Here is a 16,746-nt window from a genome sequence, read left to right as displayed (position 1 = left end):
CTTTCACACGACGGAGCACGACCGCGCCCCTCCCACACGGCCTCCCGGGCGCTCACCCGGCTCCGAGCGGCCCATGCCCGCGACGGGCCATCCGGGCGCCGGCTTGCTGGGCAGGAGCCCCCGTGCGATCGTCGCCTCTCCTCTCCTTGCGCTCGACGCTGCGATCGCGACATGCGCGCGACGTGCCCGGCGAGCCTGGGCGCGCGGCGCTCGGGCGCGGGAGCGCAGGTCCCGCGGACGTCCCGGCGGAGAGGCGCTCGGCTGACATGACGACGATCCACAAGCGACCCGTTCGATTCGCGCTCTCGACAGCGCAGCTCCTCTTGCCGATCGCCCTCGCGGGCCTGTGCGCTGGGCCCGCGCGCGCCGAGGAGGCGCCGCCGGGGCCATGGCACGAGGGGGTCTCCGAGGCGCGCAAGCAGCGGGCGCAGGTGCTCTTCGAAGAGGCGCGCGAGCTGCACCGGCGCGCGATGCTCGCCGAGGCGCGGGCCAAGTACGAGGAGGCGCTCGCCGCCTGGGAGCAGCCCGAGCTCCGGCTCTATCTCGGGCGGTTGTTGAAGCTCATGGGCCTGCCTCTCCTGGCGCACGAGAGCCTGCGCCTCGCCCTGCGCTGGGGGCCCGGCTCGCTCGACGCCGAGAAGGAGCAGGAGGCGCGCGCGGCGATGCGAGCGCTCGTCGAGCGGGAGCTCGCCGCCGTCGAGATCCGCTGTGACGAGCCGGGCGCCGTCGTGCTGATGGATGGCCAGCGCTGGTTCGTCGGCCCTGACGTCGAGCGCCGGATGGTCATGCCGGGAGAGCACGTCATCACGGCGAGAAAGGACGGCTATTCGACCGTCGTCAAGCCCGTCCTCGTCTTCGCCGGCCAGGAGGCCTCGGGGCGGGTCGTCCTGAGCGCCGATACCGTCGTCAGCAGGCCGCGGTGGGCCACGTGGATCCCGTGGGCCACGCTCGGGGCGGGCGCGGCCCTGGGCGTCGCGGGCGGCGCGCTGATGTGGCACGCCGGCGCGGAGCACGCAGACGCCCACCGGCGCCTGCGGGACGGCTGCATTCCGACGTGCGAAGCGTTCGATCGCGACGCGTACGATCGCAGCGTCCTCGAGAACGGGCTCGGGATCGGCGCCCTCGTCGCCGGCGGAGCGACCGTGATCACGGGGACGGTCCTGCTCTTCATGAACAGGCCCGAGGCCTACCGCGCCTCGGATCGCGGCGGCGTGACGATCGAGCTCCGGCCCGCGGCGTCGCTCGAGGGCGCGATGCTGTCCGGCCGGGTCGTGTTCTGATTCGATCAAGGGAAAGGCGACGTAGAATGCGAAGGCGGGACGAGGATGCGAGCCCAGCGGTCTCGGGCCGGCGGCGAGGCGGAGGAGCGATCCGCCATGCGGCTGCGGCCGTGTTCGTGCTGGCGTTGATCTCTATCGCGGGCGCGTGCCTCCAGGGCGGGATCTCGTGCGGCGACGGGGTTTGCCCGTCCGGCCACACCTGCGTCCTCGACGAGGAGGGTGCCCTCGCGTGCGTCGCCTCGCAGAGCGTCAACACCTGCGGCAACGGCGTCCTGGAGGCCGGCGAGGACTGCGACGACGGCAACCAGGTCGGCGGCGACGGCTGCGGCAGCGAGTGCGTGCATTGCGGAGACGGGGCGCTGGCAGAGGATGAGATCTGCGACACCCAAGTGCCGGTCACGATCTCCTGCGTCTCGCTGAGCTACGATTTCGGCCGCCCGGGGTGCGTCAGCTCCTGCGATGATCTGTCCGCCATCCCGTGCGGAAGCTGGAACTGGCGTCGGCAGGAGCGCGCTACATTTCAAGCGTTGCGGGCCGGTTGGAGCTGGCAGCAGGAAGCGTTTGCCGTGGGTGACGGCGGCGCGATCGTTCACTACAACGGCCAGTCCTGGCAGGCCGTGCCCTCGCCCACGTCGGAAGCGTTGTCGGGCGTGTGGGGGAGCGGGCCGCGCGATGTCTTCGCCGTGGGTTCTGAAGGCACGATCCTGCACTACGCCGGTAAGGGCTGGCACGCCATGCCCTCGCCCACATCGCGGGCGTTGTCGGGCGTGTGGGGGAGCGGGCCGCACGATGTCTTTGCCGTGGGCGCTCGGGGCACGATCCTGCACTACGATGGTCATGGCTGGCAGGCCATGACCTCGCCTACGTCGCTGGCGTTGTCGGACGTGTGGGGGAGCGAGCCGGGCGATGTCTTTGCCGTGGGCGCTCGGGGCACGATCCTGCACTACGACGGCCAGAGCTGGCAGGTCATGCCCTCGCCCACATCGAAGGCGTTGTCAGGCGTGTCGGGGAGCGGGTCGCGCGATGTCTTTGCCGTGGGTTATCATGGCGTGATGCTCCGCTACGACGGCGAGGGCTGGCAGGCCATGCCCTCGCCCACATCGAAGGCGTTGTCGAGCGTGTGGGAGAGCACGCCGGACAATGTCTATGTCGTGGATGTCGAGGGCTCGATGCTGCACTACGACGGCGAGGGCTGGCAGCGCATGACGTTGCCCACGACGTTGCCCGAGGCGGTGTCCTCGCAGCAGATACAGTTGCATGACGTGTGGGGGAGCGGACCGCAGGACGTCTTTGCCGTGGGGAACGGAGGCACGACGCTGCACTACAACGGCCAGGACTGGCAGAACATGACCGGGCCCACGACAGTTTGGTTGAAAGGCGTGTGGGGGAGCGGACCGCGCGATGTCTTCGTCGTGGGTGATCAAGGCACGATCCTGCGCTACGACGGCCAGGACTGGCAGGACATGACACGGCCCTCGGCGCCATGGTTGAGAGGCGTGTGGGGGAGCGGACCGCGCGATGTCTTCGCCGTGGGTTCTGAAGGCACGATCCTGCACTACGACGGCCACGGCTGGGAGGAGGAGATCTGGCCCACGAAGCCGTGGTTGAACGGCGTGTGGGGGTACGGGCCGCAGGATGTCTTTGCCGTGGGTGATCGGGGCACGATCCTGCACTACGACGGCGGGGGCTGGCAGAAAATGCCCTCGCCCACATCGGAGGCGTCGTTGAAGAGCGTGTGGGGACGCGGGCCGACGGATGTCTTTGCCGTGGGTGATCGGGGCACGATCCTGCACTACGACGGCGAGGGCTGGCAGAAAATGCCCTCGCCCGCACCGGAGGTATGGTTGACCGGGGTGTGGGGGAGCGGGCCCCAGGATGTCTTTGCCGTGGGTTCTGGAGGCACGATCCTGCACCACGACGGCAAGGGCTGGCGGGCCATGAGCTCGACCACGCTGATAACGCTGAGTGGCGTGTGGGGGAGCGGGCCGCGAGATGTCTTTGCCGTTGGCGAGTTCGGCGAGCTCCTGCACTACGACGGGACCTCCTGGCTCAAGCTCGATCCCACGACAGATCGCATCTTTTACGCGGTCTGGGGCACCGGAAAATCGTCCTTTGTCGTCGGCGAGGGCGGCGTCATTTATCGCCACACCCGGACGGTGCTGTCGCTGTAGTGGGAGGCGCTAGGCTTCATGACGACGACCCGCAAGCGACCCGTTCGATTCGCGCTCTCGACAGCGCAGCTCCTCCTGCCGATGGCCCTTTTGACCCCGTGCGCTGGGCCCGCGCGCGCCGAGGAGGCGCCGCCAGGGCCATGGCACGAGGGGGTCTCCGAGGCGCGCAAGCAGCGGGCGCAGGCGCTCTTCGAGGAGGCGCGCGAGCTGCACCGGCGCGCGATGCTCGCCGAGGCGCGGGCCAAGTACGAGGAGGCGCTCGCCGCCTGGGAGCAGCCCGAGCTCCGGCTCTATCTCGGGCGGTTGTTGAAGCTCATGGGCCTGCCTCTCCTGGCGCACGACAACCTGCGCCTCGCCCTGCGCTGGGGGCCCGGCTCGCTCGACGCCGAGAAGGAGCAGGAGGCGCGCGCGGCGATGCGAGCGCTCGTCGAGCGGGAGCTCGCCGCCGTCGAGATCCGCTGCGACGAGCCGGGCGCCGTCGTGCTGATGGACGGCCAGCCCTGGTTCGTCGGCCCCGGCGCCGAGCGCCGGATGGTCATGCCGGGAGAGCACGTCATCACGGCGAAAAAGACCGGCTATTTCACGGTCGTCAAGCCCGTCCTCGTCGTCGCCGGCAAAGAGGCTTCGGGCCAGATCGCCCTGAGCGCCGATACCGTCGTCAGCCGGCCGCGGTGGGCCACGTGGCTCCCATGGGCCACGCTCGGGGCGGGCGCGGCCCTGGGCGTCGCGGGCGGCGCGCTGATGCGGTATGCCGCCGCCGAGCAGGGAGCCACCGACGATCGCCTCCAGGCCAGGTGCGTTCCGTCGTGCAAGCCGTTCGCGTCGGACGCGTACGGCGGCACCGACCTCGCGAACGGGCTGGGGATCGGCGCCCTCGTCGTCGGCGGAGCGACCGTGATCACGGGGACGGTCCTGCTCTTCGTGAACGGGCCCGAGGCCTACCGCGCCCCGGAGCGCGGCGGCGTGACGATCGAGCTCCGGCCCGCCGCGTCGCCCGACGCTGCGGCGCTGTCGGCGCGCCTCGTGTTCTGATCCGTCCGGGGACCGGACCCCTCCCTCACGGGCTCCGCTTCCCCTCCCGCGTGGAGATGCCGTATTGCTTGAGCTTGAACGTGAAGGTGCGGACAGGCATCCCGAGGAGCGCCGCCGCCCGCTTCTGGACCCCGTCCGCGGCGTCGAGCGCCTGGCGCATGCGCGTGCACTCGATCTCCCGGAGCTCCTCGGCGATGGGCGTGAAGCGGGACGGCCCCGCCGCGGGCGGCGCCGACGGATCCGCCGCGGGCCGGGGCGGGAGCTCGAGCCCGGCGATGCGCTCGGGCAGACCCCAGGGCTCGATCACCGGGCCGTCCGCCGTGGCGGCGGCGTACTCCATCGCGTTCTTGAGCTCGCGCACGTTGCCGGGGAACGGGTGCGCGAAGAGCGCGGCGAGCGCGGCCTCCGAGAGCTCGAGCGCGGGACGACCGGCCCGGGCGCACGCCTCGGCGAGGAACAGGCGGGCCAGGATCGGCAGCTCACGCCGGCGGTGCCGGAGCGGGGGCAGCTCGACGACGGCGGCGCTCAGGCGGAAGAGCAGATCTTGACGGAAGCGGCCGGCGCGGACCTCCTCCTCGAGGTCGCGGTTGGTGGCGGCGACGATGCGGATGTCCACCTCGCGATCGCGCACGTCGCCGAGCCGCGTGATCCGCTTCGCCTCGAGCGCGCGGAGCAGCTTGGCCTGCGCGCCGAGGGGCAGCTCGCCGATCTCGTCGAGGAAGACGGTGCCGCCGTGCGCCCGCTCCAGCAGGCCTGGCTTGGGCGCCCGCGCCTCCGAGAACGCGCCCTTCTCGTAGCCGAAGAGCTCGCTCTCCACCAGCGTCTCCGGGAGCGCGGCGCAGTTGAGCGTGATCATCGGCTTCTGGGCCCGCGCCGACCAGTGGTGCACGGCGGCCGCGGCGTTCTCCTTGCCCGCCCCCGTCTCGCCGAGGACGAGCACCGGCAGATCGCTCGCCGCGAGGCGCCGGATCAGCTCGAACAGCCGGATCATGGCCGAGTCGGCCACCACGACGGTGCGCTCGCCGATGACGTGCCGGACGGCGGCCTCCGAGGCGGAGGCGATCTCCTCAGGGGCGGCGATCGACGCGGCGGTCCGCGCGCCCGCGAGCAGCGTCTCGGTGTCGCCGCCGTCGAACGGGTAGCAGGCCAGCCCGGCGCGCGCGTCGGGGGCGAGCGGCGCGATCGCCTCGAGCACCTGGAGCGCCGCGGCGCGCGCCGCCTCGCCGCCGAGCTCGGGGAACCCGATGGCGAGGTGAGAGGCGCCGTCCCAGGCGACGATGTCCACGAGCCGGAGCGCCGAGAGCGCCCGCTGCTCCAGCGTCGTGCGCATCTGCACGGACCCGAGGGACACCACCGCCAGGCCGAACGGCCGCGCCGAGTCGGCGGCGCGCTCGATCTCCTCCTCGACGCGCCGGCGCAGCCGGCCCATCTCGATGAGGGCGCTGCCCCGCGACGGCGACTCGCGCCGGAGGATCAGCGTGGTGTCTCCCATGGTGATGACGTCGCCGGAGCCGAGCGCGCGCGAGCCCTCGATGCGCTCGCCGTTGACGAGCGTGCCATTGTGGCTGCCGAGATCGGCGATCCGGATCTCGCCCCGGGAGAAGACGAGCTCGGCGTGCCGCCGGGACACCGCGGCGGTGTCGAGCCGCACGTCGGCCTCGTCGCTGCGCCCCACGACGAGCACGCCGTCGTCCGGCAGGGCGCGCCGGTACGACGAGGAAGCGCCGATGACGAGGAGGTAGGAGTAGATCTCCCGGCTGTCCGGGGACTGCCGCAGATCGAAGGTCTGCGTCGTCAACGGCGAGCTCGCGGGGCCGCTCATCAGCCCGAAGCTATACTCGAAGCGCTCGCGCATGCAAGGCGCGAGCCTCTCTCATCAGCGCCGGCAACAGCGCTTTCGGCGGAGCGAGCGTCGATGGGGTGAACGCGACGTTTCCGAGGGATTCGCCCTCCCGCGCCGGAACCTTCGGCGCCAGGGCCTGTCCAGAGCGCTAGTCAAGGAGGCGCTCGTCATGGTTGAAGCGTTCCACATGGGCGGCTGGGGGATGTATCCGACGTTGGTCTTCGGTCTCCTGCTCCTCGCCGCGTCCGTCCGTTATGCACTCTCCCCCGAGCGGCGGTTCGTTCCGCTCCAGATCAGCCTCGGTATTCTCACGCTGGTGTCCGGCGGCCTCGGGTTCGTCAGCGGCACCATCAAGTCGCTCACCCTCATGGGCGCGGTGCCGCCCGACGCGCGCTGGCTGTGGATCGTCGGCCTCGGCGAGTCGCTCAACAACGTCGCGCTGGCGCTCGCGCTCCTCATCCTCTCGTCCCTCGCCGCGACCGTCGGCGCTTACCGCATCTCGCAGGCGAGCCCCGCCCGCTGACGTCCGCGCCCCGAGCCCCCCGCGCTCGCGCCGCGGCCGCGCGCGCGGCGGCACGGCTACGTACGCTGGGCGGCGGCGAGGGCGACGCGCCGCTCGATCCCGAGGAACAGGAGCGGGAGCGCGAGCGTGAAGGCGATCGAGAGCGCGGCGACGGCGGGCATGCCGTCGAGGCGCCGGTCCGGCAGCTCGTGGAGCATCCTCGCCGACCAGAACGCCGCGATCGCGGACGCCATGTGCTGCACGGCCGACTGCATCGAGGTGAAGCGCGCCCGCTCGGCCGGGCGCGGCACCTTGGACGTCAGCGTGCTGTGCGAGACGTTGCGGAACGTCATGCCGAGCATGAAGACGATGAAGATGACGAGCACGGGCAGCCCCGGCACGTACGAGAAGAACCCGGCGTAGAGGACGCCCACGAGCACCGCCGCGCCCACCGAGCCCGTCTGGAACGCGCCGAAGCGGTCGACGAGCGGCCCCACGGCGCGCATCGCGAAGAAGCTGACCAGGCCCCCCACGAAGTAGAGCAGCCCGAGCCGCTCGCGCGGGTACCCGAGGTTGTACTGCACGTACGCGGAGATGTTGGGGATCACGAGGAACGACGCCATCGTCACGGTCGCCGTCGTCGCGTACGAGAGCATCACGATCGGCCGGCCGAGGAGGGCGCGGAGCTCGCTCAGGGCGCCGCCCGACGGCGGCTCGCCGGCGAGGTGATCGCGCATCGAGGGCAGGAGGAAGACCGCGAGCCCGGCGACGAGCAGCCCGAGCGCCGCGACGGCGAAGAACGGCAGCGGGAAGCCGCCGCGCCGGGCGAGCTCCAGCCCGGCCGGGATGCCGAACACCGAGGCGACCGAGAACGAGCCCATCACGACGCCCATCGCCTTGCCGCGCCGCTCGGGCGGGATGACGTCCGCGACGATGGAGAACGCGACCGAGGTCGCGGGCCCGCCGAACGCCCCGGCGAGCACGCGCGCCGCCATGAGGCTCGGCAGCCCGGTCGCGAAGCCGCCGGCCGCGGTGCCGACGACGAGGCCGAGCATCGCCACCGCGAGCGCGCTGCGCCGGTCGAACCGGTCGAGGAAGAACGCGCCGGCGAGGCCCGACAGCGCGGCCGACGCGGTGTAGCTGCCGCCGATGAGGCCGATGTCGGACATCGGGATGCCGAGGGCGACCGCGAAGTCGGGCCCGAGCGGCATCACCATCACGAAGTCGAGGATGTTGATGAACTGGACCGCAGCGACGAGGAAGATGATGCTCCGCTCGGAGCGAGGTGTGGACACAAGGATTGACTGTAACCCTTGGCGAGGTGCTCGGACGAGAAGAATACGGTTCGAGCACGTTGCGCGCGGGCGGCTCGGCGGTTGCTCGATGGTCGCTGGCGTTGCTGGCGTTGCTGGCAGCGCAACGTCGCGTTGCGCGTGCGCACCGTTGTCCGTCCACGGGTGGCACCTTACGATGGCTGCCATGGATCGCCGCACTGCCCTCGGCGCCCTCGCCGCCGCCCCCGTCGCGGCCGCGTGCGCCCCCACCGAGCCCTCGCCCAGCCGCACCGATGAAGCCGCGCTCGCCGCGGAGGACGTGGTCCGCGGCGTCGCGCCGCTCGGATCCCCCTGGGAGACGCTCGACCCGTTCCTGTTCTGCGTCCACCACGACGACGCGTACCCGGCCGGCAACGAGCGGATGGGGCCGGCCGCCTCGCTCGCGGGCCGCGCCATCGGCCGCGATTTCGCGGGCAAGGACGGCTGGCGCATGTACCACGGCGCGGTGGTCCCCGGCTTCCCGCAGCACCCGCACCGCGGCTTCGAGACCGTGACGATCGTGCGCCGCGGGCTCATCGATCATTCGGACTCGCTCGGCGCGGCCGCGCGCTACGGCCGCGGCGACGTCCAGTGGCTCACGGCGGGGAGCGGCATCGTGCACGCGGAGATGTTCCCGCTGGTCGAGAAGGGCGGGCCCAATCCGCTCGAGCTCTTCCAGATCTGGCTCAACCTCCCGCGCGCCGACAAGCTCGCCGACCCGCATTTCGTGATGATGTGGGGCGACACGATCCCGAAGCAGCTCGCGCGCGACGCCGCCGGCAGGGCGACCGAGATCACCGTGGTCGCCGGCCGCTTCGGCGAGCTCCGCCCGCCGGCCCCGCCGCCGAGGTCGTGGGCGGCGCGCGCGGACGCCGACGTCGCGATCTGGACGCTCAAGATGGCGCCGGGCGCGCGGTTCGCGCTGCCGGCCGCCTCGCCCGGGACGAACCGCGCCCTCTACTTCTTCCGCGGCGCCGAGCTGCGCGTCGGCCCCCGCCGCGTCCCCGCGGGCCAGCGGATCACGCTCCGCGACGGCGCCGCCGCGCTCCTCGAGAACGGCCCGGATGAGGCCGAGATCCTGCTCCTCCAGGGCCGCCCCATCGGCGAGCCCGTCGCGCAGCACGGCCCCTTCGTGATGACCTCGATGGCCGAGGTCCAGCAGGCCTTCCTCGACTACCGGCGGACCGGCTTCGGCGGGTGGCCGTGGCCGAGCGACGATCCGGTCCACGACCGCGCGGAAGGCCGGTTCGCGCGGTACCCCGACGGACGCATCGACAAGGCCGGATGATCCTCGCCGGGGCGAGCCCGATCGGCGCCCCTGCTCGAACGGCGGCGTTCGGCGATGCTGGACAGGAGGCTGCGCCAGCGAGGCGGCGAACCGATATCCCATGATCGCGCGGCGAGCGGCGTCACGACGGCGCCGCAGACGAGGGCGCGAAAGCGGCGACGACAATCATGTTCGCACCGGCGGGCACACCGCGTGCATCGCCGCGCGCGATGCCGTTCCGGATTGCCACCTTCAATGCAGGGCTCGCCGTCGGGGTGCTGCCGTACGCGACGGAGCGCGTGCCGCGCGTGGTCGAGGCGCTCGCCGCGCTCGACGTGGACCTCCTGTTCGTGCAGGAGTTCTGGCTCGACGCGCACTGGGATCTGCTCCGCCGAGCGCTGGAGTCGCGCCTGCCGCACGCGCTCCGGCCGGAGCCCGCGCACCCGGCCCCGCGCGCGGCGTGCAGCGCCTCCCAGGTGAGGCCGCTCGTCGCGTGCGCTGAGGCGAAATGCAGCGGGCTGACGGACGAGGCGCTCGCCCGCTGCGTCGTGCAGAGCTGCGCGCCCACCGCGCTCGCTCTCCCTACCCCGTGCCTCAACTGCATCGCGAGCCGCCCTGTCGGCACGATCCACGAGATCGTCGACCGGTGCGTCGGGGACGCGGCGCCGACCGCGGCGCCGGCCGCGGGCTCGTCGTCGCGCTTCGGCGGGCTCATCGCGTACGGCGGCTCGTTCGGCACGGGACTGCTCGCGGCCGCGCCGCTCGACGATCGCGATCTCCTCGTGTTCGAGTCGACCGTGAACGCCCGGGGCGCCCTGTACGCGCGCGTCGCGGCGGCCGAGCTCGGCGCGCTGCACGTCTTCGCGGCGCACCTGTCGCCGGGCGGCCCGGAGCAGCCGCCCCAGCTCGAGCGGCTGCTCGACTGGGTCGACGCGAAGGCGGGCGGCGCCCCGGCGCTGCTCCTCGGCGATCTCAACACCACGCCCGGCTCATCGCTGTTCCGCCGCCTGGAGCGCGCCGGGTTCCGCGACGCGGACGTGCCCGATCGCCGCGCGACCTTCTCGCACGACGGGCTCGGCACGGGCGACGTCGAGGACTCGGGCTGGCGGCTCGATCACGTGCTCGTGCGCGGCCTCGACGCGGGCCTCCGCGCGGATCGCATCCTCGACGAGCCCATCACGATCCAGGCCGCGGGGCGCGCCGTCCGGACGACGCTGTCGGATCACTTCGGCGTCCTGGCCACGATCGGAGGCGCCGGCGCGGAGCGGGCCGCCCGCTGACGAGGCGCCCGCTGACGAGGCGCCCGCCGACGCCGCGCCCCGGCGCGCCCGCCGCGCGGGCGCAAGCGCAGCCGCTCAGCCCTGCGGCGGACGCGCGCTCCTCAGGGCCTCTCCGGGCACCTGCCCGCCTGCGGCGCCGCCTCGAGCTCGAGCTCGCGGACGCGGCCGGGCGCGCCGGGATCGAGCTTGAGCTTCATCACCATGTTCCCGCCGCGCTCGCACACGAGGCGGAAGGAGTGCTCCTGCTCCCCGTCGGACTCGATCGATCCGCCGAGCTTGCACCGCCCGTGCGCCGCGCGCAGCCCGGAGAGCTCTCGCTGGACGGCGCCCTCGTCGACGGCGTGCGAGAACACCTGCTGGAAGGGAGCCTTCGTCTGGCCGGAGGCGAGCGCGACGACCTGCTCCGCGCTGCGCTTCATCGCCTCGGTGGGCGGCGCGACGGCGCTGAAACGAAAGGCGCTGATCTTCGATGTCCCGGCGTCGAGGGTGAGCTTCGCCGTCATGCGCCCCCGCTCGCAGGCCATCGCGAACCGCGCCTCGCGCGTCCCCTTGGACGAGATCAGCGCGCCGGGCTTGCAGGCGCCGTGGTCCTTCCGCAGGCGCTCGACGATCTCCTCGAACGCGCCCGGCGAGACGTGCTCGACGAAGCCCTTCGTGAAGAGCTCTTCGTAGCGCGCCCGCTCGAAGCGGTCGTACAGGGCGACGGACGCCTGGAAGGCCGACTCCAGGCGCGGGCTCGGGCGCTCCTTCCGGGGCGCGGTGACGCCGGCGCGCCGGAGCGCCGCGCGCACCTCGCCGAGCAGCGCCTCCCGGTCCGTGTCGACGAGGCTCGAGAGCAGCACGAGCCCCACGCCGGCGCGCGGATAGAGCTCCACCCAGGCGGAGTATCCGTCGACCGCCCCGCTGTGCAGCACGACCTCTTCGTCCTCGCAGCTCTCGAGAGCGCGCCAGGCGAGCCCGATCGCGCTCGCCCGCGCGTCGACCGCGTAGCGGCCCTCCGGGCCCGCCGCCTCGACCGAGAGGTGCGCGGGCCGCGCCGCGGTGTGGGCCTCGCGGATCGAGCTCCGCCGGAGGGGGCCCGCCTCCGCGCCGCCGCGCGGCGGATAGGCCGAGAGCTGGAAGGCGGCGTAACGTGCCATGTCGCGCACCGACGCGTAGAGCCCGCCGGCCGCCTCGGACGCGCCGAAGCGCCAGTGGGGCTCCGGCTTCAGCTTGCCGTGCTTCTTCACGTGCCCTGTCGCGAGGCGCCCCGCGGGGACGGCGCCCTCGTCCCAGACCGAGGACGCCATGCCGAGCGGCGCGAGGATCGTCTCGCTCACGTAATCGCGGTAGCGGCGCCCGGAGACGCGCTCGACGACGAGCCCGAGGAGGGAGAACCCGAAGTTCGAATAGGCCTCCTTCGTCCCGGGGACGTACTCCAGGGCCGTGCCGGGCACCGCCGCGCGGACCTCTGCCGCGGTGACCTCGCGCGTCGAATCCGAGTAATCGAACCGACCGAGCCGCGGCAGCCCCGAAGCATGGGTGAGCAGGTGCCGCAGCGTGATCCGCGGCGAGTCGGCGGTCGGATAGACGACCTCCGCGAGCTCCGGGAGGTAGCGCGACGCGGGGTCGTCCAGCGCGAGCTTGCCCTCGTCCCGGAGCTTCAGGATCGCGGCCGCGGTGAAGGTCTTCGTGATCGAGCCGACGCGGTAGACGGTATCGGCGTCCGGCACCGCCCCGGTCGCCGGATCGACCGCGCCGAAGCCCCGGGAATAGGCGAGCTCGCCGCCCTCGACGATGCCGACGGCGAACCCCGGCAGCTTTTGCCGATCGAGCTCGCCGACGAGGTGGGCCTCGATCTGCGGCACGATCGCCAGGAGCTTCGTCCGGCGCCCGGGGTCGTCGACCCACGCGGGCGGGTCCTCGGCGACGAGGATCGGCGCGTCGGCTGGCGCGGGCGCGGGCGCGGCCGGCGCCGCCGCGCGGGGGGCCGGCCGCGGCGCCGGGGCCGCGGGCGCGACGGGCCGCTCGCCCGCGGCGCAGCGGGTCAGCGTGAGGAGCAGCGACAGGAGGGCGGCGCGGCGCATGGGCGAGGCGCGAGGCTACCAGGACCGGGTGGGCGGGGTCATCGCTCGCCGCGGGCGCGACGGGGAGCGCGCGCGCGTCACCCGGCGCGGGCGGCGGGCGGCTCGGGCGGCTCGCTCCAGCAATCGTTCGCGCCGGCCCGGTGCTGCGCGCGGTACTCCGACGGGCTGACGCCCTCGGATCGCCGGAACTGCTCGGCGAAGCGCGACGCCGAGTCGTAGCCGCAGGCCGTCGCGACCTCCAGCACGCCGTGGCGCCCCGAGCGCAGGAGCGTCTTGGCCAGCTCGAGGCGCTCCTTCCACAGGAGGGCCCGGAACGAGACCCCCTTCGCGCCGAGCCGGCGGCGCAGCGTCGCGCTGCTCACCCCGAGCGCGCGCGCCACGTCCTGCGCCGCCCAGGGGCGCGCCGGATCGCGGCGCACCAGGGTCCGGACCGCGAGCGTCGGATCGAGCGCCAGCGTCGACGCGGCGGCCCGCCCCTCCTCGAGCTGCTCCCGGTGCTGCAGGAGCAGGGTCAGGACGAGATCCTCCAGCCGGTGCTCCAGCAGCAGCGCGTGCGCGCCGGGCAGGAGGAGCGTGCTCACGAGGTGGATCATCGCCTGGATCGACGGCAGCGCGGAGCGCAGGAGGTGCGGCCGATCCGCCTCGAAGCCGCCGAGCCCCCGCTGGACGCAGAGCGTGGGGTAGCGGCGCTGGAGCCGCGCGTCGACCTCGCTCAGGAGCTCGACGGTGAACGCGCGGTAGACGCCGCGCTCCGGGTCGGGCTCGTTCACGAGCTCGAGGGCGATGCCCTGCGGCACGAGCAGGATCTGCCCTTCTCGGGCGACGAGGCGCGCGTTGCCGTCCGGGCCGTCGAGGAAGATCCGCTTCGTGCCGTCGAGGATGAGCACGATGAGCGGCCGGGAGAGCCGCTGGATCGAGACCCGATCGCGCGTGCGGGAGAAGACCCCGATCCACCGGGCCAGGCCGGCGCCGTTCGCGCCGCCCGCCGCGGACGCGCGCTCCAGCCGGGCCAGGGCCTCCCGGAGCGCGCTCCAGGCCTGGGCGTGATCGGAGGGCTCGAGCAGTCGGGTGAGCTGGGTCGTCATCGTCGCTCCTGATTCCTGGACCGTGGCTCGCTCGCCGCGGGACGCCCGCCGGACCGGCCGGGGCGGCAGAGCGTAACCGCGGACGTACGCGGGCCAAAGCGCTCTTCCGCCGGATCAGCGGACGTCGAGCAGGACGACCTCGTCATCGTTGAAGAGCGGGACCAGCAGGCGGTTCCTCGATCGATCCCAGCCGAGGTCGGCCGGGCTCGGGAGGTCCTCGGCGAGGGTGGAGACGCGCGGCGCCGCGCCCCCGGCCGGGTCGATCGCGAAGACGGCGCCCGCGTCCCAGCTCGACACGAGGACCCGGCCGTCGTCGAGGCGCACGATGCCGTCGAGCGAGCCGGCCGGCAGCGCGAGCTCGCGCCGCCGCTCGCCCGAGGCGTCGTACACGTCGACCCGCGCCGCGCCGAGGTAGGCGACCCAGATCTCGCCGTCCGCGCACGCGACGCCGTTCGGGTGCGGCAGCGCGGGGCCTTCGACGATGCGCGACACCTCCCCGCTCGGCGCGATCACGACGAGCGCGTCCGTGCCGACGCCGGTGATGGCGCCGCCCTCGAGGGTCACGCCCGTGTCGGACACCACGATCGCGCCGTCGGGCATGACCGCGATGTCGTTGAGCAGGCCGGCGCCGGGCACCTCGATGTCCTGGATCGGGGCGCCGTCGCCGGCGTCGAAGACGCGGACCGCATCGATGTCGGCCACGTAGAGCTTTCCGCCCGCGATGGCCATGCCCTTGGGGGCGCTCAGGGTGACGCCCTCCGAGGCGCCGTCGATCCACGTCCGGTCGAGGACCTCGCCGTCCGGAGAGACGCGCGAGATGAAGCCGCGATCGTCCTTGTCGACGGGCGAGCCGGCGATGTTCGAGACCAGGTACACGTCGCGCTCCTCGTCGTGAAGCACGGACTCGGGCGTGGTGAAGCCGCCGACGCGGCGGCTCTCCGGGGCGGCCGGGGCCGCGTCTTCGGCGCACGCCTGGAGGACGACGGCGGACAGGGAGACGAGGACCGCTGCGAGGCGCTTCGGGTGCGATTTCATGGGGGCTCTCTCGGGTGAACACGGCCGGCGACGCGCCGGGTGTGCGCCTACCGTGCTCCCGGTCGCCGCGCGGCGCGCGCCCGCGGCGCTCATTGACGCGCCCGAAACGCTCACGGCGGCGCCGGGCTGCCCGGCCCCGCGAGATGAAGAGTCCTCTCCTCGGCGTCTTGGCGCCTCATCTCCATGTCTGAGCAGCGGTCTCGAGCTCCGCGAGACGAGCATGGGAGTCGTCCTCGGCTCAGGTCCAATGGCGCGCTCGGAGTACAGCTCGAACATCGCGCGGCACGAGGGCCGGATCTCCACGAGGGCGACGAACGTCTTGGTCGAGATCGATAGAGCCCGCCTGTCCGCCAGGACGGAGCCAAACGCGACGAGTGCGACGAGTATGACGACTGCGACGCTGGGACCTCGTTTGACCAGTGTTGCGCTCCAGACAATCATGCGCTAAATGTGGCGGCCAGCACGTGGTATACTGAATGCAGTCCGAGCCAGACAACGACACGCTGGGCGACACGCTGGGCGACACGCTGGGCGACACGCCGAACGACACGCCGCTGGACGAGCAGGTCGCCGCGCTGCGGAGGCGCGTCGCAGAGCTGGAGCAGGAGCTGGCCGAGGCGCGGCGGCCGCGCGAGGACACACCCGCCGAGGAGCAGCACGGGCTCCTGGCCAGGTTCTTTTCGGTGGACGGCTCCGGCCACGCCGCGCTCCTCGACGCGATCCCGGCGATGGTGTTCTTCAAGGATCGCGACCACCGCTACCTCGCCGTCAACAAGGCCTACGCCGATCACTATCGCCTCTCGGCCGACAAGATCGTCGGGAAGCGCGACGAGGAAATCTTCGTCCCGGAGGTCGCGCAGAGCTACCGCGAGAACGACGAGATCATCATGTCGGACGGCGTGCCGCGGCTGAACGTGGAGCTCCGGTGGAAGCTCGAGGACGGGAGCGACGGCTGGACGCTGGAGAACAACGTCCCCTTCCGCGACGACAGCGGGCGCGTGATCGGGATGGTGGGGGTCGTGGTCGACATGACCGCGCGAAAGAGGACGGAAGAGGCGCTGCGGCAGATCGAGTCCGACCTCCTCGCCAGCCAGTCGCGGCTCCTCGAGACGATAGCCGCCCTCTCGACGCCGGTCCTGCCGATCGACGAGGGCGTCCTCGTCCTGCCGCTCGTCGGCCACCTCGATCGGGCGCGGTGCCGGAAGCTCATGACAGCGATGCTGCAAGGCGTGGAGCGCCATGACGCCGAGTTCGTGATCCTCGATCTCACCGGCGTCCCGCTCATCGACGGCGACGTCGCGAATCACATCCTGCGCGCGGTGCAGGCCGTGTACCTGCTCGGCGCGCAGTGCGTCCTCGTGGGCATGTCCGCGCGCACCGCCGGCTCGCTCGTGAACACCGGCGAGTCGCTCGACGAGCTCGTCCTCCTGCGGGATCTCCGGGCCGGCGTGCGCTACGCGATGACCCGGCGCAAGGCGCTCGCCCGCGTCGATCCGATGATGCTCCCGTAGGCGGCCCGAGCACGTGACGCGCGCCGCGCCCCTCACCCGCTCACGGCCGTCCTCGGCCGGCGGCCTGCGCCTGCCGTGGCGCTCAACGCCTCTCCTCAACGCCTCTCCTCGCACCTCCACCCAGCGTGCGCGACCCGGGGCGCGCGCCCGCGTCGCTGCAGAATCCATCGCTGCGCGGCCGCGCGGCCCGGCGGCGCGCCCCGAGCGCCAGATCTCACTTGACGATCTGCCGCCGGGCTGGTGACATCGCTTCAGGATCGTCCTCACGAAGGTCGTTTGGAAGGTCGGTTGATCGCCTGGAGAACAGGCGCGGACCAGAGCTCGTCTTCGGGGCCGAATCGCCTCTCGTCCGGGCTCGCTC

At 72.8% G+C, this 16,746-nt stretch carries 12 protein-coding genes; 7 read left to right on the top strand and 5 right to left on the bottom strand.

Features of this window, described 5'->3' with window-relative positions:
* Positions 1-266: 266 nt before the first annotated feature.
* The 3 genes from WME83_RS20425 to WME83_RS20415 all read left to right on the top strand — a co-directional run bounded on the left by WME83_RS20425 (position 267) and on the right by WME83_RS20415 (position 4,483).
* Entirely contained in the window at positions 267-1,280 is a 1,014-nt protein-coding gene (locus WME83_RS20425) for a hypothetical protein (RefSeq protein ID WP_437320962.1), read from the top strand.
* Positions 1,281-1,390: 110 nt separating this feature from the next.
* Positions 1,391-3,451, top strand: coding sequence for a glucosyltransferase-I (locus WME83_RS20420; protein WP_437320961.1), 2,061 nt, complete (start codon positions 1,391-1,393; stop codon positions 3,449-3,451).
* A gap of 18 nt (positions 3,452-3,469) precedes the next feature.
* Positions 3,470-4,483, top strand: coding sequence for a hypothetical protein (locus tag WME83_RS20415; RefSeq protein WP_437320960.1), 1,014 nt, complete (start codon positions 3,470-3,472; stop codon positions 4,481-4,483).
* Between the two features lie 25 nt (positions 4,484-4,508).
* Here WME83_RS20415 and WME83_RS20410 read toward each other — a convergent pair whose 3' ends face one another.
* On the bottom strand, positions 4,509-6,338 hold the full coding sequence (locus WME83_RS20410; RefSeq protein WP_437320959.1) for a sigma 54-interacting transcriptional regulator: 1,830 nt from the start codon (positions 6,336-6,338) through the stop codon (positions 4,509-4,511).
* A gap of 157 nt (positions 6,339-6,495) precedes the next feature.
* On the opposite strand from WME83_RS20410, the gene WME83_RS20405 reads away from it, so the two are divergent.
* On the top strand, positions 6,496-6,849 hold the full coding sequence (locus tag WME83_RS20405) for a hypothetical protein (RefSeq protein ID WP_437320958.1): 354 nt from the start codon (positions 6,496-6,498) through the stop codon (positions 6,847-6,849).
* A 56-nt stretch (positions 6,850-6,905) separates the two neighbouring features.
* Here the strand turns inward: WME83_RS20405 and WME83_RS20400 are convergent, their stop codons facing one another.
* Positions 6,906-8,123 carry an MFS transporter gene (locus WME83_RS20400; protein WP_437320957.1) on the bottom strand — a complete coding sequence of 406 codons (1,218 nt, stop codon included), beginning with the start codon at positions 8,121-8,123 and terminating at the stop codon, positions 6,906-6,908.
* Positions 8,124-8,298: 175 nt separating this feature from the next.
* On the opposite strand from WME83_RS20400, the gene WME83_RS20395 reads away from it, so the two are divergent.
* Both WME83_RS20395 and WME83_RS20390 read left to right on the top strand, forming a co-directional pair.
* Positions 8,299-9,429 carry a pirin family protein gene (locus WME83_RS20395; protein WP_437320956.1) on the top strand — a complete coding sequence of 377 codons (1,131 nt, stop codon included), beginning with the start codon at positions 8,299-8,301 and terminating at the stop codon, positions 9,427-9,429.
* A gap of 209 nt (positions 9,430-9,638) precedes the next feature.
* Positions 9,639-10,688, top strand: a complete 1,050-nt coding sequence (locus WME83_RS20390; protein ID WP_437320955.1) for an endonuclease/exonuclease/phosphatase family protein — start codon at positions 9,639-9,641, stop codon at positions 10,686-10,688.
* A gap of 101 nt (positions 10,689-10,789) precedes the next feature.
* On the opposite strand, the gene WME83_RS20385 is transcribed toward WME83_RS20390, so the two are convergent.
* From WME83_RS20385 to WME83_RS20375, 3 genes are all read right to left on the bottom strand, one after another.
* Complete coding sequence (locus WME83_RS20385) at positions 10,790-12,754, bottom strand: serine hydrolase domain-containing protein (RefSeq protein WP_437320954.1); 1,965 nt, start codon at positions 12,752-12,754, stop codon at positions 10,790-10,792.
* 77 nt (positions 12,755-12,831) lie between these two features.
* Complete coding sequence (locus WME83_RS20380; RefSeq protein WP_437320953.1) at positions 12,832-13,839, bottom strand: helix-turn-helix transcriptional regulator; 1,008 nt, start codon at positions 13,837-13,839, stop codon at positions 12,832-12,834.
* Positions 13,840-13,953: 114 nt separating this feature from the next.
* Positions 13,954-14,874 carry an SMP-30/gluconolactonase/LRE family protein gene (locus WME83_RS20375; RefSeq protein WP_437320952.1) on the bottom strand — a complete coding sequence of 307 codons (921 nt, stop codon included), beginning with the start codon at positions 14,872-14,874 and terminating at the stop codon, positions 13,954-13,956.
* 476 nt (positions 14,875-15,350) lie between these two features.
* Here WME83_RS20375 and WME83_RS20370 point away from each other — a divergent pair, with 476 nt between their 5' ends.
* On the top strand, positions 15,351-16,385 hold the full coding sequence (locus WME83_RS20370; protein WP_437320951.1) for a PAS domain-containing protein: 1,035 nt from the start codon (positions 15,351-15,353) through the stop codon (positions 16,383-16,385).
* The last annotated feature ends 361 nt before the right edge of the window (positions 16,386-16,746 follow it).

The sequence above is a fragment of the Sorangium sp. So ce385 genome (assembly GCF_051474135.1).
In the GTDB taxonomy this organism is placed as follows: domain Bacteria; phylum Myxococcota_A; class Polyangia; order Polyangiales; family Polyangiaceae; genus Sorangium; species Sorangium cellulosum_D.
This window is presented reverse-complemented; position numbering and strand designations above follow the sequence as displayed.

What these genes read in the sequence shown, in the direction of transcription:
- WME83_RS20425 (WP_437320962.1), top strand. Translation starts at nt 267, where the DNA reads ATGACGACGATCCACAAGCGACCCGTTCGATTCGCGCTCTCGACAGCG.
- WME83_RS20415 (WP_437320960.1), top strand. Translation starts at nt 3,470, where the DNA reads ATGACGACGACCCGCAAGCGACCCGTTCGATTCGCGCTCTCGACAGCG.
- WME83_RS20410 (WP_437320959.1), bottom strand. Translation starts at nt 6,338, where the DNA reads ATGCGCGAGCGCTTCGAGTATAGCTTCGGGCTGATGAGCGGCCCCGCG.
- WME83_RS20405 (WP_437320958.1), top strand. Translation starts at nt 6,496, where the DNA reads ATGGTTGAAGCGTTCCACATGGGCGGCTGGGGGATGTATCCGACGTTG.
- WME83_RS20395 (WP_437320956.1), top strand. Translation starts at nt 8,299, where the DNA reads ATGGCTGCCATGGATCGCCGCACTGCCCTCGGCGCCCTCGCCGCCGCC.
- WME83_RS20390 (WP_437320955.1), top strand. Translation starts at nt 9,639, where the DNA reads ATGCCGTTCCGGATTGCCACCTTCAATGCAGGGCTCGCCGTCGGGGTG.
- WME83_RS20385 (WP_437320954.1), bottom strand. Translation starts at nt 12,754, where the DNA reads ATGCGCCGCGCCGCCCTCCTGTCGCTGCTCCTCACGCTGACCCGCTGC.
- WME83_RS20380 (WP_437320953.1), bottom strand. Translation starts at nt 13,839, where the DNA reads ATGACGACCCAGCTCACCCGACTGCTCGAGCCCTCCGATCACGCCCAG.
- WME83_RS20375 (WP_437320952.1), bottom strand. Translation starts at nt 14,874, where the DNA reads ATGAAATCGCACCCGAAGCGCCTCGCAGCGGTCCTCGTCTCCCTGTCC.
- WME83_RS20370 (WP_437320951.1), top strand. Translation starts at nt 15,351, where the DNA reads ATGCAGTCCGAGCCAGACAACGACACGCTGGGCGACACGCTGGGCGAC.